General features: G+C 69.7%; 18 protein-coding genes. 3 read left to right on the forward strand and 15 right to left on the reverse strand.

The window, feature by feature from the left end; all coding sequences use genetic code 11:
- Positions 1 to 68: 68 nt before the first annotated feature.
- The 10 genes from C9J49_RS16530 to C9J49_RS16575 form a co-directional block, all read right to left on the reverse strand.
- Positions 69 to 1,484: a serine hydrolase gene (locus C9J49_RS16530; RefSeq protein WP_107182506.1), complete on the reverse strand. Its 1,416-nt coding sequence runs from the start codon at positions 1,482 to 1,484 to the stop codon at positions 69 to 71.
- A gap of 38 nt (positions 1,485 to 1,522) precedes the next feature.
- The gene (locus C9J49_RS16535) at positions 1,523 to 4,510 is read right to left on the reverse strand and encodes an HD domain-containing phosphohydrolase (protein WP_107182507.1); all 2,988 of its coding nucleotides are present in this window, start codon (positions 4,508 to 4,510) and stop codon (positions 1,523 to 1,525) included.
- A 129-nt stretch (positions 4,511 to 4,639) separates the two neighbouring features.
- Positions 4,640 to 5,413: a sulfite exporter TauE/SafE family protein gene (locus C9J49_RS16540; protein WP_107182508.1), complete on the reverse strand. Its 774-nt coding sequence runs from the start codon at positions 5,411 to 5,413 to the stop codon at positions 4,640 to 4,642.
- Positions 5,414 to 5,503: 90 nt separating this feature from the next.
- Positions 5,504 to 6,871, reverse strand: a complete 1,368-nt coding sequence (locus C9J49_RS16545; protein WP_107182509.1) for a VOC family protein — start codon at positions 6,869 to 6,871, stop codon at positions 5,504 to 5,506.
- Positions 6,872 to 6,986: 115 nt separating this feature from the next.
- Positions 6,987 to 7,709: a peptidylprolyl isomerase gene (locus C9J49_RS16550; protein WP_107182510.1), complete on the reverse strand. Its 723-nt coding sequence runs from the start codon at positions 7,707 to 7,709 to the stop codon at positions 6,987 to 6,989.
- Positions 7,710 to 7,735: 26 nt separating this feature from the next.
- Positions 7,736 to 8,413, reverse strand: coding sequence for a respiratory nitrate reductase subunit gamma (narI, locus tag C9J49_RS16555; protein WP_107182511.1), 678 nt, complete (start codon positions 8,411 to 8,413; stop codon positions 7,736 to 7,738).
- Positions 8,410 to 9,192 carry a nitrate reductase molybdenum cofactor assembly chaperone gene (narJ, locus tag C9J49_RS16560; protein WP_046077904.1) on the reverse strand — a complete coding sequence of 261 codons (783 nt, stop codon included), beginning with the start codon at positions 9,190 to 9,192 and terminating at the stop codon, positions 8,410 to 8,412. The genes narI and narJ overlap by 4 nt, the downstream gene beginning before the upstream one ends.
- Positions 9,185 to 10,753 carry a nitrate reductase subunit beta gene (gene narH, locus C9J49_RS16565; protein WP_046077905.1) on the reverse strand — a complete coding sequence of 523 codons (1,569 nt, stop codon included), beginning with the start codon at positions 10,751 to 10,753 and terminating at the stop codon, positions 9,185 to 9,187. The genes narJ and narH overlap by 8 nt, the downstream gene beginning before the upstream one ends.
- Positions 10,750 to 14,544 carry a nitrate reductase subunit alpha gene (locus tag C9J49_RS16570; protein ID WP_107182512.1) on the reverse strand — a complete coding sequence of 1,265 codons (3,795 nt, stop codon included), beginning with the start codon at positions 14,542 to 14,544 and terminating at the stop codon, positions 10,750 to 10,752. Before C9J49_RS16570 ends, narH begins: the two co-directional genes overlap by 4 nt.
- Positions 14,545 to 14,557: 13 nt before the next feature.
- Positions 14,558 to 17,260 carry an MFS transporter gene (locus tag C9J49_RS16575; RefSeq protein WP_046077950.1) on the reverse strand — a complete coding sequence of 901 codons (2,703 nt, stop codon included), beginning with the start codon at positions 17,258 to 17,260 and terminating at the stop codon, positions 14,558 to 14,560.
- A gap of 303 nt (positions 17,261 to 17,563) precedes the next feature.
- Here C9J49_RS16575 and C9J49_RS16580 point away from each other — a divergent pair, with 303 nt between their 5' ends.
- Positions 17,564 to 19,375, forward strand: coding sequence for a histidine kinase (locus C9J49_RS16580; RefSeq protein WP_181454311.1), 1,812 nt, complete (start codon positions 17,564 to 17,566; stop codon positions 19,373 to 19,375).
- The gene (narL, locus tag C9J49_RS16585; protein ID WP_107182514.1) at positions 19,372 to 20,016 is read left to right on the forward strand and encodes a two-component system response regulator NarL; all 645 of its coding nucleotides are present in this window, start codon (positions 19,372 to 19,374) and stop codon (positions 20,014 to 20,016) included. Before C9J49_RS16580 ends, narL begins: the two co-directional genes overlap by 4 nt.
- Positions 20,017 to 20,039: 23 nt before the next feature.
- Here the strand turns inward: narL and C9J49_RS16590 are convergent, their stop codons facing one another.
- The 4 genes from C9J49_RS16590 to C9J49_RS16605 all read right to left on the reverse strand — a co-directional run bounded on the left by C9J49_RS16590 (position 20,040) and on the right by C9J49_RS16605 (position 22,593).
- Positions 20,040 to 20,363, reverse strand: a complete 324-nt coding sequence (locus tag C9J49_RS16590; RefSeq protein WP_046077909.1) for a carboxymuconolactone decarboxylase family protein — start codon at positions 20,361 to 20,363, stop codon at positions 20,040 to 20,042.
- 51 nt (positions 20,364 to 20,414) lie between these two features.
- Positions 20,415 to 20,801 carry a SirB2 family protein gene (locus C9J49_RS16595; protein ID WP_107182515.1) on the reverse strand — a complete coding sequence of 129 codons (387 nt, stop codon included), beginning with the start codon at positions 20,799 to 20,801 and terminating at the stop codon, positions 20,415 to 20,417.
- 47 nt (positions 20,802 to 20,848) lie between these two features.
- Positions 20,849 to 22,045 (reverse strand): NnrS family protein, encoded by a 1,197-nt coding sequence (locus tag C9J49_RS16600; RefSeq protein WP_107182516.1) that lies wholly within the window; start codon positions 22,043 to 22,045, stop codon positions 20,849 to 20,851.
- 86 nt (positions 22,046 to 22,131) lie between these two features.
- The gene (locus tag C9J49_RS16605; protein ID WP_052719249.1) at positions 22,132 to 22,593 is read right to left on the reverse strand and encodes a globin; all 462 of its coding nucleotides are present in this window, start codon (positions 22,591 to 22,593) and stop codon (positions 22,132 to 22,134) included.
- A gap of 219 nt (positions 22,594 to 22,812) precedes the next feature.
- Here C9J49_RS16605 and hmpA point away from each other — a divergent pair, with 219 nt between their 5' ends.
- The gene (hmpA, locus tag C9J49_RS16610; protein WP_046077911.1) at positions 22,813 to 23,982 is read left to right on the forward strand and encodes an NO-inducible flavohemoprotein; all 1,170 of its coding nucleotides are present in this window, start codon (positions 22,813 to 22,815) and stop codon (positions 23,980 to 23,982) included.
- Positions 23,983 to 24,057: 75 nt separating this feature from the next.
- On the opposite strand, the gene C9J49_RS16615 is transcribed toward hmpA, so the two are convergent.
- Complete coding sequence (locus C9J49_RS16615; protein WP_309250827.1) at positions 24,058 to 24,828, reverse strand: amino acid ABC transporter ATP-binding protein; 771 nt, start codon at positions 24,826 to 24,828, stop codon at positions 24,058 to 24,060.
- Positions 24,829 to 24,841: the final 13 nt, after the last annotated feature.

A 24,841-nucleotide genomic window follows, 5' to 3' on the forward strand; every position in this document is an offset into this window, starting at 1 on the left:
AGGGAGGGGAAACGACACCGCCCCGACGGCCTGACCGTCGGGGCGGTGAGAGGGGCCGGAACCGAGGGTCAGAGCGAGGCCTGGACCACCATGCAGTCCATGCCCTGGGACTGGAGACGCTGGCAGGCGCTGCGGGCCTGGCGCTCGCCCAGATCGACCAACCGCGCCCGGTAGACGCCGGCTTGCGCCACCCAGGGCACGTCGACCCGGGCGTCATCCAGCTCCGCGGCCAGTCGGGCCGCGGCGCGGTCGGCCAGGCGACGAGCGTGATCGGCGTCGCTGAAGGCGCCGACCTGCACGCCCCAGCCGCCGGTCCGCTCGTCGCGGTCGATCAGCGCGGTCAGCGGATCCGCCTCCGCCGCACCGCCGACGGCCGCGTCGGCGCTCGGCGCCGAGGCCACGATCGCCTCGTCCGGCGAGGGGGCGGCGACCTCCTGCACCACCGGCCCCGGCGCGGCGGCGCGGCTCGGCTCGCTGGCCGCCGGCGTCGAGGCCGGCTCGGGCGCCCGGGCGGATACCGTCGCGGCCGGTGCCGGTGCCGGCGCGGCGCTGTCGCGGCTCGCCAGCATCTGACCGGCCGGCGGCAGCGTGCGGCCCGGCAGCGGCATCAGGCGCTCGTCGGCGATCTCGGTGCGGGCCAGCCAGCCGTGGCCGTCGGCCAGGGCGGCGCGGGCGAAGCCGCGGTTCAGCAGGTCGGCCATGTGCTCGTCGCGGGAGGCGGCGGTGAAGCCGCCCATCACCACCGAGAGCATGCGCCGGCCGCCATGCACCGCCGAAGTGGCGACGTTGAAGCCGGAGGCGCGGATGAAGCCGGTCTTGAGGCCGTCGGCGCCCGGGTAGTTGGCCAGCAGGCGATTGTGGCCGCGGTAGGTGTTGCCGCGCCAGGTGAAGTCCTGCAGCGAGAAGTAGTGGTAGTACTGCGGGAAATCGAGCATCAGCCGACGGGCCAGCACCGCCATGTCGCGGGCGGTGGTGACCTGGGCGTCGTCCGGCAGGCCGGAGGCGTTGCGGAAGGTGGTGTGGCGCATGCCGAGCTCGCGGGCGCGCTCGGTCATCATCCGCGCGAAGTGGCGCTCGCTGCCGCCCAGCGCCTCGGCGACGACCACCGCCACGTCGTTGGCCGAGCGCACCACCAGCGACTCGATGGCGGTCTCCACCGGGATGCTGTCGCCCGGCTTGAGATAGAGCTTGGTGGCCGGCATGGCCGCCGCCGCCCGCGACACCGGCAGCGGCTGCCCCAGGCTCATGCTGCGCCCTTCAATGGCCTCGAACAGCATGTAGAGGGTCATCATCTTGGTCAACGAGGCCGGATAGCGCGGCGCATCGGCGTTCTCGGCGTAGAGGATCTCGTGGGAGTCGGCGTCGATGACGATGCCCGCATAGCGGGGATTCTCGGCCTGGGCGAGCGGTGCCAGCAGCACGCTGGCCATGACGAGGGCGGCGAGCAGACTCACTCGCCAGCCGGAAATCGGAGTCGGCAGCATCGGTGTTCCCCTGAAGAATGACGCGCTTTATAAGTGCATTATGACCCAGGGGCCTGCCCTGTACAGGGCGAAACGCGGCCCGAGGCGCCATTTCCACTTTTCATTGTCGGACATCCAGCCTCGTTCTTGAGCGCGTCGATGTCCACCTCGTCGATCTGCGCCGGCGCCAGGAAGCGCTCGGCGTAGTCGCGCCACACCCCGCTGTCGAGCAGCAGGACGAAGACGTCGGGATCCAGATGGCCGTCGCGGGCCATGCCGGCCAGGATCGACAGCGAGCGCGACAGCGTCAGACCCGGCTTGTAGGGCCGGTCGGCGGCGGTCAGCGCCTCGAACACGTCGGCCACCGCCATGATGCGCTCCTCCAGACTGGCCTCGGCCAGCACCAGCCGGCGCGGATAGCCCCGGCCGTCCATGCGCTCGTGATGGTTTCCGGCGATGGTCGGCACCCGCCGCAGGTGTGCCGGCCAGGGCAGCGACTCGAGCATCATGATGGTCTGGACGATGTGCTCCTGGATGCGGAAACGCTCGACGTCGTTGAGCGTGCCGCGGGCCACCCGCAGGTTGTAGAGCTCGCCCTGGTCGCCGGCCACCTCGGGCGGCTGCATGGCGAAGCCCCAGCGGTTGCGCGGGTCGTCCTCGGCCACCGGCGGCGGCGCGACGGCCCAGTCGAGGCGGTCCCGCGGGCGGTCGGCCAGCAGCCGCTCCTCGGCGGGCGGCGGCGCCTCCGGCTCGCGCGCCAGGCGCCCGGCCTCCTCCTCGGACACGCCGAGGCGGTCGTCGAAGTGGCGCCACCAGCGCCAGTCGGCGATCGCCTCGAGCCGCGCCAGGCGAGTCTCGTCGAGCGCCTCGCCGCCGCGGTTGAGCTCGGCCACCAGCCGGAAGGCCTCCTGCAGCTCGGCCTGCCGGCGCCGTCGCGCCTCGGCCAGCGCGGGTTCGTCGCCGCCCTCGGCGAGCCCGCGCCAGTAGGCGACGTCGGCGTCGCGCCACAGCACCTCGAAGCGGGTGCGGATCTCGTGGATGCGGTTGTAGCGGGCCTCCAGCTTGGTGGCCTTCTCCATGACCTCGTCGGGCGTGGTCAGCTTGCCGCAGTCGTGCAGCCAGGCCGCCAGGTGGAAGGCGGTGCGACGGTCGTCATCCAGCGTCTCGTCGGCGAAGGGGCCGCTGGTCGAGCGGTGGGCGCCCTCCAGCAGCATCTCGGCCAGCTGCGGCACCCTCGAACAGTGGCCGCCGGTATGCGCCGACTTGGCGTCGGTGGCTCCGGCGATCAGCTCGACGATGGCGTCCAGCAGGCGCTTCTCGCCCTCCAGCAGGCGGCGGGTCTCGATGGCCACCGCCGCCGCGCCGGAGAGCTCCTCGACGAAGCGCCGCCAGGAACGATCGCCGCCCGATCCCGACGCGCGCAGCGCCAGTATCAGCAGCCCCATGCGATGGCCACTGCGATTGCACAGCGGCTGCACCAGATAGCCGCTGGCCGCGGCCCGGCGCTCCAGCGCCGCCATGCCGGTCTCGTCGGGGGCCTTCAGGGTCAGGCACGCCGGCAGTGGATCGTCGGGATCGCCCTGGCCCTGCTCGGCCTCACAGGCGAAGCGGGTGGGATCGCTCTCGTCCTCGAGGTAGATGGCGCCGTGGCGGCTGTCGGTGATGTTCAGCAGGTCCTCGAGGACGGTGGCGAGCAGCGTATCCAGCCGCGGCTCGCGGCTCAGCGTGCGGGTCATGCGCTGGAAGCCCGCGATGCCCTCGGCCATGCCCGTCAGGGCGCCGCTCAGCTGCTGCACCTCGCGCACCGGCGAGCGCACCCCGCGGCAGGCGGAGAAGTCGAAATCGCCCAGCGCCCGGACCTGCTCGGCCAGGGCGTTCAGCGGGCGGCTGAGCCGATGGCCGACCCACACGCCCAGCGGCAGCAGCGCCAGGGCCAGCAGCACGGCCACCAGCGAGCGCTGCCACAGCAGCTCACGGGTGCCGGCGAGCAGCTCGCGCTCTGGCACCACCATCAGCAGCGTGGCCGGCTCCACGCCGGGAATGCGGAACGGCAGCCGCATGCCGAACCAGTCCTCGCCGTCGACCCGGAAGCGGGCCGAGGCGCCGAAGGCGTCGTCGTCGGAGGCCGCCTCGCCCGGGGCCGCGGCCCCCAGCGAGGCGCCCTCGTCCCGGGTCAGGCGGCCGAGCCGCCGCAGCACCGGGTCGTCCAGTTCATCCAGCGTCGCCAGCCGCGGCGAGCCGCCATGCTCGGCGAGCAGCGCCTCCACGTCGGGATGCGCCAGCAGCCGGCCGTCGCGGGACACCACCGCCAGCCGGGTGCCGGGCGTGATGCCCAGCGCGTCCATCTCGTTACCGAGATCGGCCAGCGAGGCGTCCAGCCCCACCACCGCGCGCCCGTGGCGGCTGCGCCGGGCCAGGGTGATGCCGATCTCGCGGGTGGTGAAGAAGGCATAGGGCTCGGTGAGCCAGGCGCCGCTGGCCGCCATCGCCCGCCGATACCAGGGCCGCTCCCGGGGATCGAAGGCGTCGCCCGGCTGGAGCCGCCGGCCCAGCAGGTTCAGGTCGCGGTCGTAGAGCCGCCACTCGGCCTGGGCGTTGCCACTGGCATCGCGGTCGACCGCCTGCACCAGATAGGCCGCCTGGTCGGCGTCGGGCACCTCGGGCAGCCGCTCTTGCGGCACCCGCCCGGCCGGACGCAGCAGCAGGAAGTCGCCGTCCTCATAGCCCACGTAGACGGCGCTGGCCGCCGAGTGCGCCTCCAGCGAGGCGGCCAGCAGCGGCAGGTGCCGCAGGCGATCGACGAGCCGCTGGCGCGACGCCAGGTCGTCCTGGGCCAGCAGCGTCACCACCACCCGGGCCGGATCGATCAGCCGCCGCGCCCGCTCCTCGGTGGTCACGGCCAGCTGGCGGCCGGTGTCTTCCACGGCGCGGACCATCATCTTGTCGGCACCGCGGACGCCATGCCACAGCAGCACCCCGGCCACGATCAGCATCAGGCCGACGATGGACACGGCGGTCAGCGCGCGAAGGGAGAGGGAACGGCGCATGGGTGGCCTCGGCAGCGACGAGTCAGGCGCCGACGAGGTGCCGGCGCTGCCTTTCAAGATACGCCAAGTCCGCCGAGGATGACGGCGCCTTGCGGGAACGCCTTTCAACGTGCGGCTCGGACGCGCCGCTCAGCCGCCCCAGAGACGCGCGGCGCCGAGCCAGGCCAGGCGCAGCGAGAGCAGCGTCAGCACCAGCCGGAACAGGTCGTCGAAGCGGCGATCGGAAAGCCGCTTCAGCAGGTTCAGGCCCAGCCAGGTGCCGACGAAACCCGCCGCGACCATGGCCAGGATCAGTCCCAGCCAGTCATGGAACACGAAGCCGGCGGCGCCGAACACGAAGGCCTTGGTGAGATGCTGGGCCACCATGCAGGCGGAGAAGGTCGCCACCTTGGCCAGGCGGCCTTCCTGGCGCTGCTTGATGAAGGCCGCCACCACCGGGCCGCTGGCCCCCACCAGGCTCGAGAGCAGGGTGGTGACCGCGCCGACGATCAGGGTGCCGAACCGGCCCAGGGCGCGCCCGGGCAGCCCCGGGCCCCACAGGGTGAAGAGCACGAAGGCGGCGATGCACAGCTCCAGCACCCCGGCGGGCAGGCGGATCAGCAGCCAGGCGGCCGCCAGAGCACCGAGCGCCACCCCGGGCAGGAAGGCCAGCAGGGTGGCGCGGTCGAGGTGGCGCCAGGTCATGCACACGCGGCCGACGTTGGACCCCAGCTGCACCATGCCGTGCACCGGAATCAGCGCGGCCGCCGGCATCACCTGGGCCAGGGCCATGATCATCAGCACCCCGCCGCCGGCACCGAAGGCCGCGGTGAAGGCCGAGGTCAGCACCGACAGCAGGATCAGCGTGAGGTCGAGGCCGCCGGACAGCGGCGACAGCGTATCGAGAACAGACAGCAGCGGCATGCGGGGTCCCGGTCCATGGGCGACACTCCATCATAGCCGAGCGCCGCCCTCGCGAGGCAAGGCGGCGCCCGGCTTATTCATCGTCGACCGCTAGCCGGCCAGCGCCTCGCGCACCGCGGCCAGCGAGGCGCGTTCCCGCTCGGCGTAGAGGCTGAGCTCGTCGGTCACCGCCGCCCCCAGGTCGGCCTCGAAGGCCGCTCGGTTGGCGTGGCCGGCGTAGGCCTCGCCGTCGCCGTCGCCCAGGTTCGACTGGAAGATGCCCGCCGCGCTGACCGGCAGGAAGTCCTCGTAGGTGATCGGCCGGGCGACCACCAGGCCGCGAGCGATCAGAGCCTCGGGATCCGAGGCGTCGACCGGGCCGGAGGCGCGCCCGGCGTCGGTGAGCCGATATTCGAAGAACGCCAGGCCGCGGCGGCGCAGATCGGCCTCGTCGTCCGGGAAGTCGGCGAAGGCCTCGGCCAGGGCTTGCTGGTGCGCCTCGTGGGCGAGCCCGGCGGTGCCTTCCTTGGAGGCGGCGAGCAGGCGGTCGTAGAGCGCCCGGCCCTCGGCGGTCAGCGCCACGCCGCGCTGTTCGATCTCGCCGAAGCGCGCGGTGTGGGTGCCCTGGCGATCGCCGGCGAAGCGGATCGGCTCCTCCAGCGCCTTGAAGCTGGTCTGGCGCAGCAGGATCGGGCAGTCGCGGCGCGGCGGGCCCTCGATCACCGCCTTGGGATTCATGCCGGCCGCCGGCATGCGCCGCTGGACCTCGTCGATGTCCAGGGTGCGCGGCGTCAGATGGTTGATGTGCGGCCCGCGGAAGCAGACCACGTCGGCGATCAGCCGATGCTCGGCGTTCAGCGCCTCGTAGGTGTCGAGGTCCACGGTGGCGTCGCGGTGCCAGCGGAAGGTCTCCAGCGCCGCGGTGACGAAGCGATCGGCCTGCTCGTCGGTGAGCCCGCCCTGGTCCTCGGCCAGGGCGATCAGCTCCCGGGCCTCGGGGCTGAAGATGTCGCGCTCGGCCAGGATCGCCGCGGCCCGCTCGCGCAGCGCCTCGCTCTCGATCAGCTCCAGGCGCAGCAGCGAGGTGAAGAGGCGGAAAGGGTTGCGCGCCAGCGCCGCGTCGTCGACCGGGCGGAAGGCGGTGGAGTGCACCGGCACCCCGGCCTCGGCGAGGTCGTAGTAGCCCACCGGATACATGCCCATCACCGCGAACAGCCGGCGCAGCATGGAAAGTTCCTCGGCGCTGCCGACGCGGATGGCGCCGTGGCGCTCGACGCCGAGGCGGCCCAGCTCATCGAAGGCCTCGAGCCGCTCGGCCAGGGCGGCATCGCGCGCCAGGGTCTCGCGGTTCACCTCGTCGACCAGCGTGAGCAGGGTCTCGTACTGGGGCACCTCGGCCTGGTACATGGCCGACATGGCCCGGGAGAAACGGTCGCGGATCTCGTCGGCGGAGACGAAGGCCGTGGCGGTGGCGGTCATCAAAGAGTCCTCGAATGGAGAAAACGGTCGTCCTCCATCTAAGCAGAGCCGGCTCCGGCGCCCTACCGGAATGGCGACGTCCTCTTTCATCTCTTCGCTGCCACCACCATCGACCTCACTGCATCAGGGCGCCGGCGGCGTCCTCGTCCAGCGCGATGCCCGCCACGCCGATCTCCTCCGCCAGCGCCAGCAGGTAGTGGCGCAGGGCGCGGCGGGTGGCGCGCTCGCGCAGGCTGTGCCGGACCCGGTCGGCGATCTCGTCGTAGGGCAGCGCCCGGCCCTCCTGCCGCTCGTCGATGCAGACCAGGTGCCAGCCGTAGCGGGAGGCCAGCGGCCGGCCGTGAAGCCCGACCGGCAGATGCCGCAGGGCGCGGTCCAGCTCGGGCACCGTCTGGCCGGGCGCCAGCCAGCCCAGCTCGCCGCCCTGGTCCTTCGAGGGGCAATCCGAATGCCGCTGGGCCAGCTCGGTGAAGCGCTGCGGCGCCTCTCGTAGCTGCTCGAGGAGCGCCTGTCCGCGTCGATAGCCGGCGTCCCGGGCCTCGGCGTCGTCCGGCGCCGCTGCCAGCAGCACGTGGCGCACCCGCCGTCGGGTCGGCTCGCTGAAGCGCTCGGGGTGGGCGGCGTAAAAGCGGCGGCAGTCCGCCTCGCCGGGCTCGGGGACGTCCAGCTCGCGCACCACCAGGGCGCGGGCCGCCCGGCCCCGGGCGTCGCCGGCGCTGTCCGCCGGGTGGTACTGCATCTCGCGGGCGATCTCGGCGTGGTCGATGGATGCCTCGCCGACCCGGATCGGGGGTGGCGTCGCGCCGCCCGGTACGGTCTCGATATCGATCTTCTGCATGATGTCGCCTCTCCCTGGAGGGTCGCTCAGGCCCGACGGCGCACGATCTGGTAGCGCCGCATCAGATAGCCCAGCGGCGCGCTCCAGACGTGCACCAGGCGGGTGAAGGGGAAGACCAGCACGATGGTCAGCCCCACCAGGATGTGCAGCTGGTAGATCAGGCCGATGCCGACGAGATGCTCGGCGGCGCCGCCCTGGAAGAACACGATGGCCTGGGCCCAGCTGGCGAGCCGGAGCATCACGCCGCCGTCCAGGTGGCCCAGCGCCGGGATGATGGTCGCGAGGCCCAGCGACACCTGCAGCACCAGCAGCAGGATGATGACGGTGTCCATCGGGCCCGACGAGGCCTTGACCCGGGCGTTGGTCAGGCGGCGCCAGGCCAGCATGGCACCGCCGATCAGGCACATCACGCCGGCGATGCCGCCCACCACGATGGCCACCATCTGCTTGGTGCCGGCACTCATGAAGGGGGCATAGACCCAGTGCGGCGTCAGCAGGCCCATCAGATGGCCGAAGAAGATCACCAGGATGCCGACGTGGAAGAGATTGCTGGCCAGGCGCATGTTCCGTGAGCTGAGCATCTGGCTGGAGCCGGTCTTCCAGGTGTACTGGCCGTGGTCGAAGCGCAGCAGGCTGCCGATCAGGAAGACGCTGCCGGCGAGATAGGGATAGAGCCCGAACAGCAGGGTGTGGACATAGCTCATGACGATTCTCCTTGTTGCCGCGGGGCGCCGGGCTCGAGGATCCGGACCGCCTCGTCGTGCGTCGCCTTCTTGCGTTCGGCCAGCCGCCGGCCCTCGGCGGACTGCAGGGCGCAGTCCTGGTCGGAGGCGGCGGAGAAGCGCACCGCCTCCTCTTCCCAGACGGCGTCCAGGGCCTCGGGGGTATCGTCCCGCGCCTCCTGACTCACCGGCTCGCGATGCGCGTTCACGTCGTCCTCGGCGCCGATCAGCGCCAGCAGGGCCAGTATCGCCAGGGCGTGATCGGCCTCACGCTCCTCGAGGCGTGCGGTGAGCCTGGCCAGGATGTGGCGGACCTCGCCCAGCCAGCGGCCGATCTCCGCTTCGGGCCGGGTGGAGAGATACTCCAGGAACAGCGGCAGGTGATCGGGCAGCTCCCGGGCGTCGAGCTCGAAGCCGGCGGCGCGATACTCGGCCAGCAGGTCGACCATGGCCTGGCCGCGGTCGCGGGACTCGCCGTGGACGTGCTCGAAGAGCAGCAGCGAGGTGGCCCGACCACGGTCGAACAGCGCCACGTATTCGGCCTGCAGGTCCAGCAGATCGGCCGCGGCCAGGCGTCGGCACCAGTCCATCAGGGCGGTGCGCAGATTGCCCGGCAGCCGCCGCTCGGCGTCGAGGATCGCGTTCATCTCCCCGACGGCGGCCTGGAGCTCACGATCGGGGTAATCCAGCAGCCGGGCCAGCACCCGCAGGCTCAGCATGTCATCCGCCGGTTCGGGCTGGACGCGGGCGGCATCAGTCATGACGGGCCTCCTCGGCGCTGCCGCCATGCGGGTCGAAGACCTCGACGGGCTGGACCAGGGTGGTGGTCTGCTTGCGACCGCCGAACAGGCTGGCTTCGCTGTCGCCGCCGTGGCAGCCGTCGCCGAAGCTGAAGCCGCAGCCGCCGCGCTCGGGGAAGGCGTCGACGGCCATCTCCCGATGGGCGGTGGGGATGACGAAACGATCCTCGTAGTTGGCGATGGCGAGGTAGCGATACATCTCCTCGACCTGGGCCTCGCTGAGTTCGACCTCGTCGAGCACCGCGGCGTCGGCCGCGCCGTCCACGTGCTTGCCGCGCATGTAGAGGCGCATCGCCATCAGCCGCTTGAGGGCCAGCACCACGGGCGCCTCCTCGCCGGCGGTGAGCAGGTTGGCCAGGTACTTCACCGGGATGCGCAGCGACTCGATCTTCGGCAGCACGCCGTCGTATTCCACCTGACCCGCCTCGGCAGCGGACTGGATCGGCGACAGCGGCGGCACGTACCAGACCATGGGCAGGGTGCGATACTCCGGGTGCAGCGGCAGCGCCAGGCCCCATTCCATGGCCAGCTTGTAGACCGGGCTCTGCTGGGCCGCGGTGATCACGCTGTCGGCGACGCCGTCGCGGCGGGCCTGGGCGATCACCTCAGGGTCATTCGGGTCGAGGAAGATCTCGCGCTGGCGATGATAGAGGTCGCGCTCATCCGCGGCACCGGCCACTTCCTCGATGCGATCGGCGTCGTAGAGCAGCACGCCCAGGTAGCGGATGCGGCCCACGCAGGTTTCGGAGCAGATCGTCGGCTGGCCGGCCTCGATGCGCGGGTAGCAGAAGATGCACTTCTCGGACTTTCCGCTCTTCCAGTTGTAATAGATCTTCTTGTAGGGGCAGCCGGAGATGCACATCCGCCAGCCGCGGCACTTGTCCTGGTCGATCAGCACGATGCCGTCTTCCTCGCGCTTGTAGATCGCCCCGCTGGGGCAGGACGCCACGCAGGTGGGGTTCAGGCAGTGCTCGCACAGCCGCGGCAGATACATCATGAAGGTGTTCTCGAACTGGCCGTAGATATCGGCCTGCACCTGCTCGAAGTTGGCGTCGCGGCGTCGCTTGGCGAACTCGGTGCCGAGCAGTTCCTCCCAGTTCGGCCCCCACTCGACCTTGTTCATGCGCTGCCCGGAGATCAGCGAGCGCGGCCGGGCGGTGGGCTGGTGATCGCCCGGCAGGGCAGTGTGCAGGTGCTGGTAGTCGAAGGTGAACGGCTCGTAGTAGTCGTCGATCTCCGGCAGGTCGGGGTTGGCGAAGATGTTCGCCAGCACCCGCCACTTGCCGCCGATGCGCGGCTCGATGCGGCCGTCCTGGCGACGCAGCCAGCCGCCGTTCCACTTGTGCTGGTTCTCCCACTCCTTGGGATAGCCGATGCCGGGCTTGGTCTCGACGTTGTTGAACCAGGCGTACTCGACGCCCTCGCGGCTGGTCCAGACGTTCTTGCAGGTCACCGAGCAGGTGTGACAGCCGATGCACTTGTCGAGGTTCAGGACCATCCCGACCTGGGAGCGAATCTTCATTTCACGGCCTCCTGCGCGTAGTCGTTGCCTTCGCCGTCCAGCCAGTCGATGCGCTTCATCTTGCGCACGATGACGAACTCGTCGCGGTTGGAGCCGACGGTGCCGTAGTAGTTGAAGCCGTAGGAGAGCTGGGCATAGCCGCCGATCATGTGGGTCGGCTTGGGGCACACGCGGGTGACCGAGTTGTGGATGCCGCCGCGGGTGCCGGTGATCTCGGAGCCCGGCATGTTCAGGATGCGCTCCTGGGCGTGGTACATCATCGCCATGCCGTTCTTGACCCGCTGGCTGACCACCGCCCGGGCGGCGATGGCGCCGTTGGCGTTGTAGAGCTCGATCCAGTCGTTGTCCTCGACGCCGATGGACGCCGCGTCGTCCTCGGACAGCCAGACGATGGGCCCGCCCCGGGACAGGGTCTGCATCAGCAGGTTGTCGGAGTAGGTGGAGTGGATGCCCCACTTCTGGTGCGGCGTGATCCAGTTGAGCGCGATCTCCGGGTTGCCGTTGCCCTTGTCATCGGCCAGGCCGACCGCGGCCTTGGTGTCGATGGGCGGCCGATAGACCAGCAGGCTCTCGCCGAAGGCGCGCATCCAGGCATGATCCTGGTAGAACTGCTGGCGGCCGCTGACGGTGCGCCAGGGAATCAGCTCGTGGACGTTGGTGTAGCCGGCGTTGTAGGAGACGTGCTCGTCCTCGAGGCCGGACCAGGTCGGGCTGGAGATGATCTTGCGCGGCTGGGCTACCACGTCGCGGAAGCGGATCTTCTCCTCTTCCTTGGGCACGGCCAGATGCTTGTGGTCGCGGCCGGTGATCGCCGACAGCGCGTCCCAGGCCTTGACCGCCACCTGGCCGTTGGTCTCGGGCGCCAGGGTGAGGATCACCTCGGCGGCGTCGATGGCCGACTCGATGCGCGGTCGCCCCTTGGCCGGCCCTTCGGACTTCACCTGATTGAGCCTGCCGAGCAGCTCTACCTCCTTCTCGGTCTTCCAGCCGATGCCCTTGCCGCCGTTGCCCAGGCGGTCGAGCAGCGGCCCCACCGAGGTGAAGCGCTCGTAGGTGGCCGGGTAGTCGCGCTTGACCTCGACCAGCGCCGGCAGGGTCTTGCCGGGGACCGGCTCGCACTCGCCCTTCTTCCAGTCGCGGACCTCGGGCTGGGCCAGCTCGGCGGGGGAGTCATGCTGCAGCGGCTGAGTGACCAGGTCGGTCTCCTCGCCCAGGTGGCCCACGCAGACCTTCGAGAACGCCTTGGCGATGCCCTTGTAGATCTCCCAGTCGCTGCGCGACTCCCAGGCCGGGTCGGTGGCCGCGGTCAGCGGATGGATGAAGGGGTGCATGTCGGAGGTGTTGAGGTCGTCCTTCTCGTACCAGGTCGCCGTGGGCAGCACGATGTCCGAGTACAGGCAGGTGGTGGACATGCGGAAGTCCAGCGTCACCAGCAGGTCGAGCTTGCCCTCAGGCGCCTGCTCGCGCCACACGACCTCCTCGGGCGTCTGGCCGCCGGCCTCGCCCAGGTCCTTGCCCTGGATGCCGTGACGGGTGCCCAGCAGGTACTTGAGCATGTACTCGTGGCCCTTGCCCGAGCTGCCGAGCAGGTTGGAGCGCCAGATGAACAGGTTGCGCGGGAAGTTCTTCGGGTCGTCGGGGTCCTCGGCGGCGAAGCGCAGCTCGCCGGCCTTGAGCCGGTCGACCACGTAGTCCGCGGTGGCCTGGCCCGCCTCGGCGGCCTGGCCGGCCAGCGACAGGGGATTGGTGGCCAGCTGCGGCGCGGAGGGCAGCCAGCCCATGCGCTCGGCGCGCACGTTGAAGTCGACCAGGCTGCCGGAGTAGTCCTCGGCCTTGGCCAGCGGCGAGAGGATCTCCTTGACCTCGAGTTTCTCGTAGCGCCACTGGCTGGAGTGGTTGTAGAAGAAGGAGGTGGAATTCATCTGCCGCGGCGGCCGCTGCCAGTCCAGGCCGAAGGCCAGCGGCAGCCAGCCGGTCTGCGGGCGCAGCTTCTCCTGGCCCACGTAGTGCGCCCAGCCGCCGCCGCTCTGGCCGATGCAGCCGCACATGACCAGCATGTTGATCAGGCCACGGTAGTTCATGTCCATGTGGTACCAGTGGTTCATCCCGGCACCGACAATGATCATGGAACGCCCGCCGGTCCTGTCGGCGTTGTCGGCGAACTCCCGGGCAATGCGCAGGCACTGCTCGGCGGACACGCCGGTGATCTTCTCCTGCCAGGCCGGGGTATAAGGCTTGACCTGGTCGAAGGCGGTGGCGCCGTCGTCCTTGCCCTCTTTGCTTCTAAACCCGCGGTCGATGCCGTAGTTGGCGCACATCAGGTCGAACACGGTGACCGCCAGCACCTCGCGGCCGTCTGCCCGGGTCATCCGCTTGGCCGGCAGGCAGTGGAACAGCAGCTCGTCGCTGGCGCCGCCGCTCTTCACGTGATCGAAGTGCTGATGCTCGATCCCGCCGAAGTAGGGAAAGGCCACCCGAGCCACCTCGTCATGGGCCTCGGCCAGGCTGAGCCTCGGCCGGATCTCGGTGCCGTCGGCGTCGAGAGACTCGAGGTTCCACTTGCCCTTGCTCTCGTCCTCGTCGTCGCCGCTCGCTTCGCCCCAGCGGAAGCCGATGGAGCCGCGCGGCACGACGAGGCGATCGCCGAGCTCGTCCCAGACCAGGGTCTTCCACTCGGGATTGTTGTCCTGACCCAGGCCGTCGGCGAAGTCGCTGGCGCGCAGCTGCCGGCCGGGCACGTGGCTGCCGTCCTCGCGAACCTCGAGCTCCACCAGGCAGGGCATGTCGGTGTAGCGGCGCACGTAGTCGGTGAAATAGGCGCTGGGGTTGTCGAGATGGAATTCCTTGAGGATGACGTGGCCCATGGCCAGGGCCAGGGCCGCGTCGGTGCCCTGCTTGGCGGACAGCCACTCGTCGGTGAGCTTGGCGACCTCGGCATAGTCCGGGGTGACCGCGACGGTCTTGGTGCCCTTGTAGCGCACCTCGGTGAAGAAGTGGGCGTCCGGGGTGCGGGTCTGGGGCACGTTGGACCCCCAGGCGATGATGTAGCCCGAGTTGTACCAGTCGGCGGACTCCGGCACGTCGGTCTGCTCGCCCCAGGTCATCGGCGAGGCCGGCGGCAGGTCGCAGTACCAGTCGTAAAAGCTCATGCACACGCCGCCGATCAGCGACAGATAGCGGCTGCCGGCGGCGTAGGAGACCATCGACATGGCCGGAATCGGCGAGAAGCCGATGATGCGGTCCGGCCCGTACTGCTTGGCGGTGTAGACGTTGGAAGCGGCGATCAGGCCGTTGAGTTCGTCCCAGTCGGCGCGCACGAAGCCGCCCATGCCGCGGGCGCGCTTGTACTGCCTGGCCTTGGCCGGGTCCTCGACGATGGAGGCCCAGGCGTTCACCGGGTCACCATGCTCGGCAAGGGCCTCCCGCCACAGCGCCAGCAACGGCTTGCGGATCAGCGGATGTTTCAGGCGGTTGGCGCTGTACAGGTACCAGGAGTAGCTGGCCCCGCGCGGACAGCCGCGGGGCTCGTGGTTGGGCAGGTCCGGGCGGGTACGCGGATAGTCGGTCTGCTGGGTCTCCCAGGTGACCAGGCCGTTCTTGACGTAGATCTTCCAGCTGCACGACCCCGTGCAGTTGACCCCGTGGGTACTGCGCACCACCTTGTCGTGCTGCCAGCGCGCGCGATAGCCGTCCTCCCAGTCGCGGGTCTCGTCGCGGGTCTCGCCGTGTCCCCCGGCGAAGTCGTCGGGGCGGCGGGTCAGGTACTTCAGGCGGTCCAGAAAGTGACTCATGGATGCTCTCTCCTCAGCGGCTCGGCGAGGCGGTTGGCGTCTGCGCCGCGTGCTCGGGCGCCTGCAGGCGGATCTCGGCGTGGCGGCGGGTGTAGTAGAACCAGGTCAGGGCCACGCAGATCGCGTAGAAGGCAATGAAGCCGTACAGCGCCATTTCGGCCCCCCCGGTCAGCGCGATGGAGCTGCCGAAGGTCTTGGGAATGAAGAAGGCCCCGTAGGCGGCGATCGCCGAGGTGAAGCCGATGGTCGCCGCGGCTTCCTTCTCGCTCTGCTGACGCTGAGCCGCCTCGTCGAGGGTCGGCATCAGTCGCGCCACCTCCTGGCGGAAGATCTCGGGAATCATCTGGAAGGTGCTGGCATTGCCCACGCCGGTGAAGAAGAACAGCAGCAGGAACATCGCGAAGAAGCCCCAGAACGCGCCCGGCTGGTCCTTGATCCCGAGGAAGAACAGCACCCCGGCCACGCAGGCGATCATCGCCGCGAACACCCACAGGGTGACCCTGGCCCCGCCGAAGCGGTCCGAAACCCAGCCGGTGCCGGCCCGGGACAGGGCGCCCACCAGCGGCCCCAGGAAGGCGAACTGCAGCACGTCGACCTCCGGGAACTGGTTCGACGCCAGCAGCGGGAAACCCGCGGAGTAGCCGATGAAGCTGCCGAAGGTGCCGGTGTAGAGCACGCACATCAGCCAGTTGTGCTTGCGCTTGAAGATCACCGCCTGATCCTTGAACGAGGAGCGGGCACTGGCGATGTCGTTCATGCCGAACCAGGCCGCCACGGCGCCGAGCAGGATGAACGGCACCCAGACGAAGCCGGCGTTCTGCAGCCACAGGCGCTCACCGTCGCCCAGCGTCTGCGGCTCGCCGCCCAGCACGCCGAACACCCCGGCGGTGATCGCCAGCGGGATCAGGAACTGCATGACGCTGACGCCCAGGTTGCCCAGCCCGGCGTTGAGCGCCAGGGCGTTGCCCTTCTCGCGCTTGGGATAGAAGAACGAGATGTTGGCCATGCTCGAGGCGAAGTTGCCGCCGCCGAAGCCGCACAGCAGCGCCAGGATCAGCATCACCAGATAGGGGGTGTCGGGATTCTGCACCGCGAAGCCGATCCACAGCGCCGGCAACGCCAGTGAGGCGGTCGACAGCGCCGTGAAGCGCCGGCCGCCGACGATCGGCACCATGAAGCTGTAGAAGATGCGCAGCGTGGCGCCGGACAGGCCCGGCAGCGCGGCCAGCCAGAACAGCTGGTTGGAGGTGTAGTCGAAACCCACCTGGGGCAGCTTGGCCACCACCACCGACCACACCATCCACACCGAGAAGGCCAGCAGCAGATTGGGAATCGAGATCCACAGGTTGCGGGTGGCGATGCGCTTGCCCTTCTCGGACCAGAAATCCGGATCCTCCGGGCGCCAGTCCTGCAGCACGAAACGGCTGGGCGTGGCGAGCTCCGGCAGGTCGGTGACCTCCCGGCCGGCCCGCCACTCCTGACGGCTGGCACGCAGGATGGCGTAATGCATCCACACCAGCGCCGCGGCGGACACCGCGAACAGCAGCATGAAGCAACTCTGCCAGATGCCCGCCACGTCGTTGAGCATGCCGAAGGTCAGCGGCAGGAAGAAGCCACCGAGCCCCCCGATCATGCCCACCACCCCGCCGACCGCGCCGACGTGCTGCGGATAGTAGCTGGGGATGTGCTTGAACACCGCTGCCTTGCCCAGCGACATGAAGAAGCCCAGCACCATGATCAGCACGACGAAGCCGACCAGGTTCATGGCGAAGGAGAATTCCAGGATGTCGTGAACGCCCTGCACGCGGTAGCGGGTCGGCGGGTAGCTGAGCAGGAAGGTGCAGGCCACCGAGGCGATCAGGGTCCAGTACATCACCCGTCGCGCGCCGTAGCGGTCGGACAGCCAGCCGCCAAGGACGCGGAACAGCGACGCCGGAATGGTGTACAGCGCGGCGACGATGCCGGCGGCGGTGATGCTCAGGCCGTAGACCTCGACCAGATAGTGCGGCAGCCACAGCGCCAGGGCGACGAAGCCGCCGAACACGAAGAAGTAGTACAGCGAGAAGCGCCACACGCGAACCTCGACCAGCGGTGCCAGCTGCTGCCTGAGCGGCACGGCCTCGGCCCGGCGCCGCTCGCTCTGCGGATCGGTCCGCGCCAGCAGCAGGAAGGCCACGCCCATGATCGCGATCACCGTGGCGTAGACCAGCGCCGCCCCCTGCCAGCCCAGCGCCAGCAGCAGGAAGGGGGCGCCGAAGTTGGTCACCGCGGCCCCGACGTTGCCGGCCCCGAAGATCCCCAGGGCGGTGCCCTGGCGCTCCTGCTCGAACCAGGCCGAGGTGTAGGCCACGCCGACGATGAAGGAACCCCCGGCCAGGCCGACGCCCAGGGCGCCGAGCAGCAGCATGGGGTAGCTGGTGGCGAAGGTCAGCAGGTAGACACAGGCCGCCGTGGCCAGCATCAGCAGGCTGAACACCCAGCGCCCGCCGAAGCGATCGGTGAGGATGCCCAGGAACAGGCGGCTGATCGACCCGGTGAGCACCGGGGTCGCCATCAGCAGGCCGAGCTGGGTGTCCGACAGGGCGAACTCCTGCTTGATCTGCAGGCCGAGAATGGAGAACAGCGTCCACACCGCGAAGCACAGCGTGAACGCCAGCGTGGACAGGAACAGGGCGCGATTCTGGGCGCGCCTGGTCGATGGGGTGGGGTTGGCCATGATCTCCCCCTCTGGCTCGGTGAAAGGCTTCCGGGAGCGCCCTTCCACCGGACCGAAGGTGCGAAAGACGCGGTAGGAGGACCTTAGCGCCGGCGGTGAGGCGAGGCCGTTGACCTGGGTCAAGGCGCTTCGCAGCGCCATCCCCGACCCTAGCCGTGTCTACCTCTTTGGAGGTAGCAGGAGTTTTTTCACAACCCACTGATTCAACTAGCATTTGCTTCTGCCGCCCGGTGTTGCACCGGGCGTGGTGACAAAGGCGACTCTTTGGAGGTAGGCGGCGCCCCTGGCGCGATGCCGGATGTCATGCCCCGTTCCCTGTCCTTCCGCGCCGGCCTGGCGATGGCCGGCATCGTGCTGCTGGCGCTGACCAGCATGCTCGGCTCGATCATCATCGCCGAGAACGCCCGTGGCGACGCGGCCGCCATCAACCAGGCCGGCGCCCTGCGCATGCAGGCGTATCGTCTGCTGAGCACCACCCAGCGGGCCGATGCCGACAGCGAGGCTCGCCGGGCGCAGATCGCCGAACTCGAGCGCAGCCTCGCCTCGCCGGCGATCACCGGACGCCTGGCGGACGATCCACGGCATCCGCTGAACCGCCAGTACCGCACCGTCATCGCGCAATGGCACGACCGGCTGCGGCCGCGGATGCAAGCGGCGGGCGTTCCGGCCACGCTGCCGGTCGGCGACTTCGTCGACCAGGTGGACCGCCTGGTCGACCAGCTCCAGCGCGAGGCCGAGTCGCGAATCCAGCTGATGCGCCTGTTCCAGGGGGTCATCCTGTTCCTGACCCTGGGCCTGGTGTTCCTGGCCATGTACAAGCTGACCACCGATGTCATCCCCCCGCTGCGTGACCTGCTCAGGGTCGTCGATCGCTCACGGCGCGGCGACTTCAGCGGCCGCACCCGCTACGCGGCCGACGACGAACTGGGCCTTCTGTCGCGCACCATCAACCAGATGAACGACAGCCTGTCCCGGATCTACGGTCAGCTCGAGGCGCGCGTCGAGGCCAAGACCGCCGAGCTCGAGCGCAGCAACGAGACGCTCGAGGTGCTCTACCAGGCCGCGCGCCAGCTCAACGGCGCCCCCATCGGCGATGCCAGCTACCGCCGGGTGCTCGAAGACCTCGCCGCCGTCACCGGTCTGGGCCCCGTCACCCTGTGCCTGAGCCAGAGCGATGCCGAGCGCGCCTACCTGCGGCTCTCCACCCGACCCGACGACTGCCCCGACTTCTGTCGCGCGCCGGCCTGCCAGCCCTGTCTCGACGGCAACGGCGACACCCCCTGGGTGTATCGGGTCGCGGTGAACGAGGCGGGGCGGAACTACGGGGTATTGCTGCTCGAATATTCGCCCGAGTCGCCGCCTCGGCGCTGGCAATGCGACCTGGTCGAAACCATCGCCGGTCTGATCGCCACCTCGCTATCGCTCTCCCAGGGCTACGCCGAGCAGCGCCGGCTGGCGCTGATGGACGAACGCGCGGTGATCGCTCGAGAACTGCACGACTCGCTGGCCCAGTCGCTCTCCTACCTGAAGATCCAGGTCTCCCGCCTGCAGGCCCAGGCCCGGGCCGGCGGGGCCCATGCCGACACCGAGGCGATCGTCGATGAACTGCGCGAAGGCCTCAACGCCGCCTACCGTCAGCTCCGCGAGCTGCTCAACACCTTCCGCCTGAAGATGTCTGACGCCGGGCTGGAGGCTGCCCTCGAGGAGACGGTGCGCGAATTCGTCCGTCGCGGTGAGCTGTCCCTTCGCCTCGACTACTGCCTCGATCACTGCCCACTGTCACCCAATGAGGAGGTGCATACCCTGCAGATCGTTCGCGAGGCGCTGTCCAACGTCGTCCATCACTCCCGGGCGAAGCGCTGCGAGGTCAGCCTGAGCACCGACGAGGCGGGCCGCGTGGCGGTCAGCATCCGCGACGATGGCATCGGTCTCGGGGGCACATCGAACCAGCCGGAACACTACGGGACCATCATCATGCACGAACGCGCCGCCAGCCTGAGCGGTCGCCTCGAGCTGCACGAGCCGGCCGAAGGGGGCACCGAGGTCAGGCTGCACTTCACGCCTCAGCTCCACCGAGAGACGACGGCCACCTCATTGCCGGGAGACACGCCATGAGCACCGCGATCCTGATCGTCGACGACCATCCGCTGTTCCGTCGGGGGGTGCGCCAGCTGCTGGAGATGGATCCCGAACTGGCGATCGCCGGAGAGGCCGCCGACGGGGAAGCCGCCATCGAGGCCGCGGGCCGCCTGTCCCCGACGCTGATCCTGATGGACCTGAACATGGCGCGGCGGGATGGCCTCGACGCCCTGCGCGCGCTGCGCGAGTACGGCGTCGAGGCTCGCATCGTCATGCTCACGGTCTCCGATGCCGAGGAGGACGTGGTCGCTGCCCTGCGCGCCGGCGCCGACGGCTATCTGCTCAAGGACATGGAACCCGAAGACCTGCTGGCGGCGATCAAGGAGGCCGCTGAGGGGCGCATGGCGGTCAGCCCACGCCTCGCCGGCCTGCTGGCGAAAGCACTGAGCGGCCCTCGCCCGGAACCGGGCGAGAACCTGCTGGACTCGTTGACCGCCCGTGAAGGCGAGATCCTGGCCGCCCTGGCGGAAGGCCTGAGCAACAAGCTGATCGCCCGTCGACTGGCGATCAGCGAAGGCACGGTCAAGGTCCACGTCAAGCACCTGCTCAAGAAGCTGGGGCTGCGCTCACGGGTCGAGGCGGCGGTGTGGGCCGTGCAGATGGGGGTCGAGAGGTAGCCCGGAGCGTCCTGCGGGACACCTCAGTCGTCGTCATCGATGATGTCGCCGATCCAGGTCAGGGCCGCGACGCTGGCCGGCAGCCCCAGGGTCGGAACGCCCAGCAGCGCGACCTGCTCCAGCGCCGCCGACGACTCGCCCTCGGCCAGGGCACGACGGACATGGGAATGCACGGCGCCCTCGGAGCCGGCGCCCACCGCCAGGGCCAGCTTGACCAGACGGCGAGTGCGGGCATCCAGCGGCCCGCTCTCGGCACAGGCCTTGCCCAGCGCCGCATAGGCGCGCCATACCTCCGGGTGACGTTCGGCGACCCGGCCGGCACCGGCGGGAAGTTCCTGTCTCGGCATGTGGGACTCCTTCTGACGACGAATGACGCCCACAGTATAGGAAACCACGTCTCAGGCCAGCCAGGACCAGGGACTATGGCGGATGGCCGCCCCGACCACGAAGGCGAAGGCCAGCAGAGCGGCGCCGGCCGCCAGTCCGCGGATCACCGGCGTGCGCCCGCGCTTGATGGCCACGCTCCCGAGCCCGATGTAGACCAGCAGCCCCAACAGCTTGGCCGCGAGCCACGGCTGCTGGTGTGGCCATAGCGCGAGCCCCACCATCATCCAGACACCCAACCCCAGCAGGGCGCTGTCGACCAGGTGCGGCAGCCCGCGAACCCAGCGACGCGCCGGCCTGGGCGACCCACACACCGACCACCAGGCCCGGAGCATGAACAAGGCCAGGCTGAACCCGGCGATGCTCATGTGAAGATGCTTGATCAGCAGATAGTGTTCCATGGAAGGGGCCTCGACGACTGGCCGGACTCGGTCGCTTGTCTGCGCGCCTAGCCTGCCTTTCCGTCGCTGCGCGCCGAGCTCAGCGGGACCGCGTAGTGCAGCAGGAAGATCGCATAGGCCAGGCACCACAGGATGATGGTCAGGCTGTAGGTCAGATGCGTGATACCCGGCAACGCGGCCAGCAAGGGGCCACGCAGCAGGCCGGCCACGGCCAGCAGGCCCAGCGCCACCCCCATGCCCGGCAGCGTCACAATGGGGCGGCCGGTGTGCCCCAGCGAGACCCGCGCCATCATCGCCAGCATCATGGTCCCCATGGCCCCGACGGTCAGCGTGTGCACCGCCAGCTCGACGCGAAAGGCGCCGAGCGCCGCCAGGGCCCACATGCCCAGGCCCAGCGGGAGGGCGGCATAGCTGACATGAAGCCCCCAGAGCAGCGGCTCTCGCCACGTACGCAGCCCGCCCCAGCGCGCCAGCCGCAGCGCATTGGCCAGGGCCGCCAGGGCCAGCGCCCCCGCCATCACGCCCTCGGGCGGCGCCATCCCCGGCAGGACGGCGAGCTGGGCCCCCAGCACCGCCGCCATGCTGCCCAGGGTCGCCCCCTCCAGCCAGCGCCGGGACTGGGGCCGGGGGCCGCCCAGGCGATTGGCGGTGAACAGCGGTATCACTCGGCCGCCCAGCACCACCATCACGGCAGCGATCAGCAGCACCGCCAGGCGAGCCCCCGCCCGTGCCAGCTCGCCATCTCCCCACCAGGCTCCCAGGTGCATGGCCAGGTTGGCCACGGCCAGAAGCCCCAGCAGCGGCAGGAAGACCAGATTCCGCCAGCGCCCGGCGGCGATGACCATCCGCGCCATCACGCCCGCCACCGCGACCAGGAACCCCACATCGATCAGCATCACGCCCCACCCCGGCAGACCGATGGGGAAGGCCAGCAGCCCGCGGGCCACGGCCCACAGCGCCACCAGGCCCAGCAGCGGCAGGCCGGTCGGGGCGGGACGGCCGGTCCAGTTCTGCGCCGCGGTGAGCAGAAAACCGGCGATGACGGCAGCACCGAAGCCAAACAGCATCTCGTGCTGATGCCACCACAGCATGCCGCCCCAAGGCCGCAGCAGGACGTCGCCCTGCCAGAAGGCCAGCCACGCCATCAGCGCGACGATGCCGAACAGGGCGGCCAGCAGGAAGAAGGGGCGAAAGGCCAGGCCCGCCACCGGCAGGCGTGTCGTGAGGGAACGAGGAGCCATCATGCACCATATCCGAGGGTGGAACTTGGGTATCGGCATTGTGCGCCGCGGCGTTCGGCCCGGACCATGACAGGCATCAAGAAACGTCCTTATCCGTCGAATGCGTCGTCCTCGGCGTCCCTATCGCCCACTGGTGCCTCACGGTCGTAGTGGAACTTCATGTAGGCGATCCCCGGGGCCATCACCAGCCGCCAGGCCAGCTCCTCCTCGTCGCCGCACTCGGGATCGTACTCGCGCAGCGTCGCCATCATTGCCTCCAGCCAGCGATCATAGAGCGCCGGACGGATGTCCAGATGCGCGCGGTTGTGGCGAATCGCCACCCGCGCCAGGTAGTCGCCGTCATGGCTGGCCGCGTAGAGGCTGATCAGGTGATAGAAGGATTTCTTGAGCATCGCCTGCTGGCGATCCATGTCGATGCCGCGGAACTTCTCGGCCACCTCCGTCGACCCCTCCAGGAAGCGTCGGTAGAAGGCATCGAAGAACCCCTGACCCTCGACCTCATGGGCCAGGGCTCGTGCATAGCTGGCATCGAAGACCCTGACGATATCCATGCGCCCTCCCCGCCGAAGCGTCGCCTGCCTACCAGCCTAGCCGCCCCTCCCTTTCCCGACGATGTGCGAGGCTCGGGCCGTCATTCTTGACCGAGATCAGGACAAGACGCGACTGCGACAATCTTGCCCACCTCGGGGGCTGGTGGGCCGCCCCTCTTTAGAGGTATTTTAAATGCATCTTAAAGAGACGCGCCGCCCACTCTTGCCCAGGAGCCGCCCATGCTGACTCAAGCCCAGGAAAGCCTGATCGCCGCCACCGCCCCGGTGGTCGCCGAGCATCTCGATGCCATCACCCAGCGCTTCTACCCGCTGATGTTCGAGCGTTACCCCGAGGTCGCGCCGCTGTTCAACCAGACCCACCAGGCCAACGGCGGACAGCCGCGGGCGCTGGCCGCGGCGGTGCTCGCCTACGTGCAGCTGCGCCAGGACCCCGAACGGGTGCACGAGGTGCTGGCCACGGTGGTCAGCAAGCACGTGTCGCTGGACATCCGCCCCGAGCAGTACCCGATCGTCGGCGAGTGCCTGATGGCCGCCATCGGCGAGGTGCTGGGCGATGCCGTGACGCCGGAGATCGCCGATGCCTGGGGCGCGCTCTACGAGGAGCTCGCCGGCCTGCTGATCGAGCTCGAGGAAAAGCGCTACCGGACCTTCGAACAGCGGCCCGGCGGCTGGCGCGGCCCGCGCGAGTTCCGCATCGCCGAGACCCGCCAGGAAAGCTCGGTGATCCGCTCCTTCGTGCTGGAACCCACCGACGGTGGCCCCGTGGCCGAGCATCTCCCCGGCCAGTACATCGGCGTGCGCCTGACCATCGACGGCCAGCCGGTCCATCGCCACTACAGCCTCTCGGCGCTGCCCAACGGCCGCAGCGTTCGCATCTCGGTGAAACGCGAGGACGGCGGCGTAGCCAGCCGGCACCTGCACGATGCCATGGCCGTGGGCGACACCCTGGAGCTGCTGCCGCCCGCCGGCGAGCTGACCCTGATGGCCGGCGACGAGCCCCTGCTGCTGGCCAGCGGCGGCGTCGGCCAGACGCCGATGCTGCCGATCGCCCGCCAGGCCCTGGCCGAGGGCCGCCGGGTGGTCTACCTGCACGCCGCCCAGGACGCCGAGCAGCGCGCCTTCGCCGACGAGCTCGCGGCCCTGGCCGACGAGCATCCCGAGCGGCTGACCGCGGTCAGCGTTCAGGAAAGCGGCGACGGCGCCGATCACCTCGGCCGCGTGGACCGCGACCTGCTGGCCCGCTACCTGCCCGAAGGCGCGCGCTGCTACTTCGTCGGCCCCCAGGGGTTCATGTCCGCCGTGGACCGCAGCCTGAAGGCGCTGGGCATTCCCGACGAGCGTCGCCACTACGAACACTTCGGCCCGGCGCGTCCCCTCGACGCCGCCTGATCATCCTCGCCTCATAAAGAACGGCCCGGACGCCTTGGCGTCCGGGCCGTTTTTGTAGCCCCGACCAGAACCGGCTCAGTGGCCGAGTATCTGGCTCAAGAACAGCTTCGTTCGGTCCGATTCCGGGTGATTGAAGAAGGTCTCCGGCGGGGCCTGCTCGATGATCTGGCCCTGGTCCATGAAGATGACGCGGTCCGCCACGGTCTTGGCGAAGCCCATCTCGTGGGTCACGCAGAGCATGGTCATGCCGTCCTGGGCCAGCTCGACCATGACGTCGAGCACCTCCTTGATCATCTCCGGATCCAGCGCCGACGTGGGCTCGTCGAACAGCATCACCTCCGGGCGCATGCACAGCGCCCGGGCGATGGCCACGCGCTGCTGCTGGCCGCCGGAGAGCTGCCCGGGATACTTGTACGCCTGGTCGGCGATGCGCACCCGCTCGAGGAACTCCATGGCGGTCTTCTCCGCCTCGGCCCGGGGCTTCTTCTGCACCCAGGTCTGGGAGATGCAGCAGTTGTCGAGCACCGACAGATGCGGGAACAGGTTGAAGTGCTGGAAGACCATGCCGACGTTGCGGCGGATCTGCTCGATGCGCTTCACGTCCTGGGTCATGGTCACGCCGTCGACGACGATGCGGCCCTGCTGATGCTCCTCGAGGTGATTGAGGCAGCGGATCAGGGTCGACTTGCCCGACCCCGAAGGGCCGCAGATGACGATGCGTTCGCCCTTCGCCACCCTCAGGTCGATGTCGCGCAGGACGTGGAAGTCGCCGTACCACTTGTTGAGCCCCTCGACCGAGATCATCGGCTCGTCGGCGGGGGCGCTGGCCATGTTGGTGGTCGCCATGCCGGTGTTTCCT

It is taken from the genome of Halomonas sp. SL1 (genome assembly GCF_003030865.2).
Taxonomy (GTDB): Bacteria; Pseudomonadota; Gammaproteobacteria; order Pseudomonadales; family Halomonadaceae; genus Halomonas; species Halomonas halophila.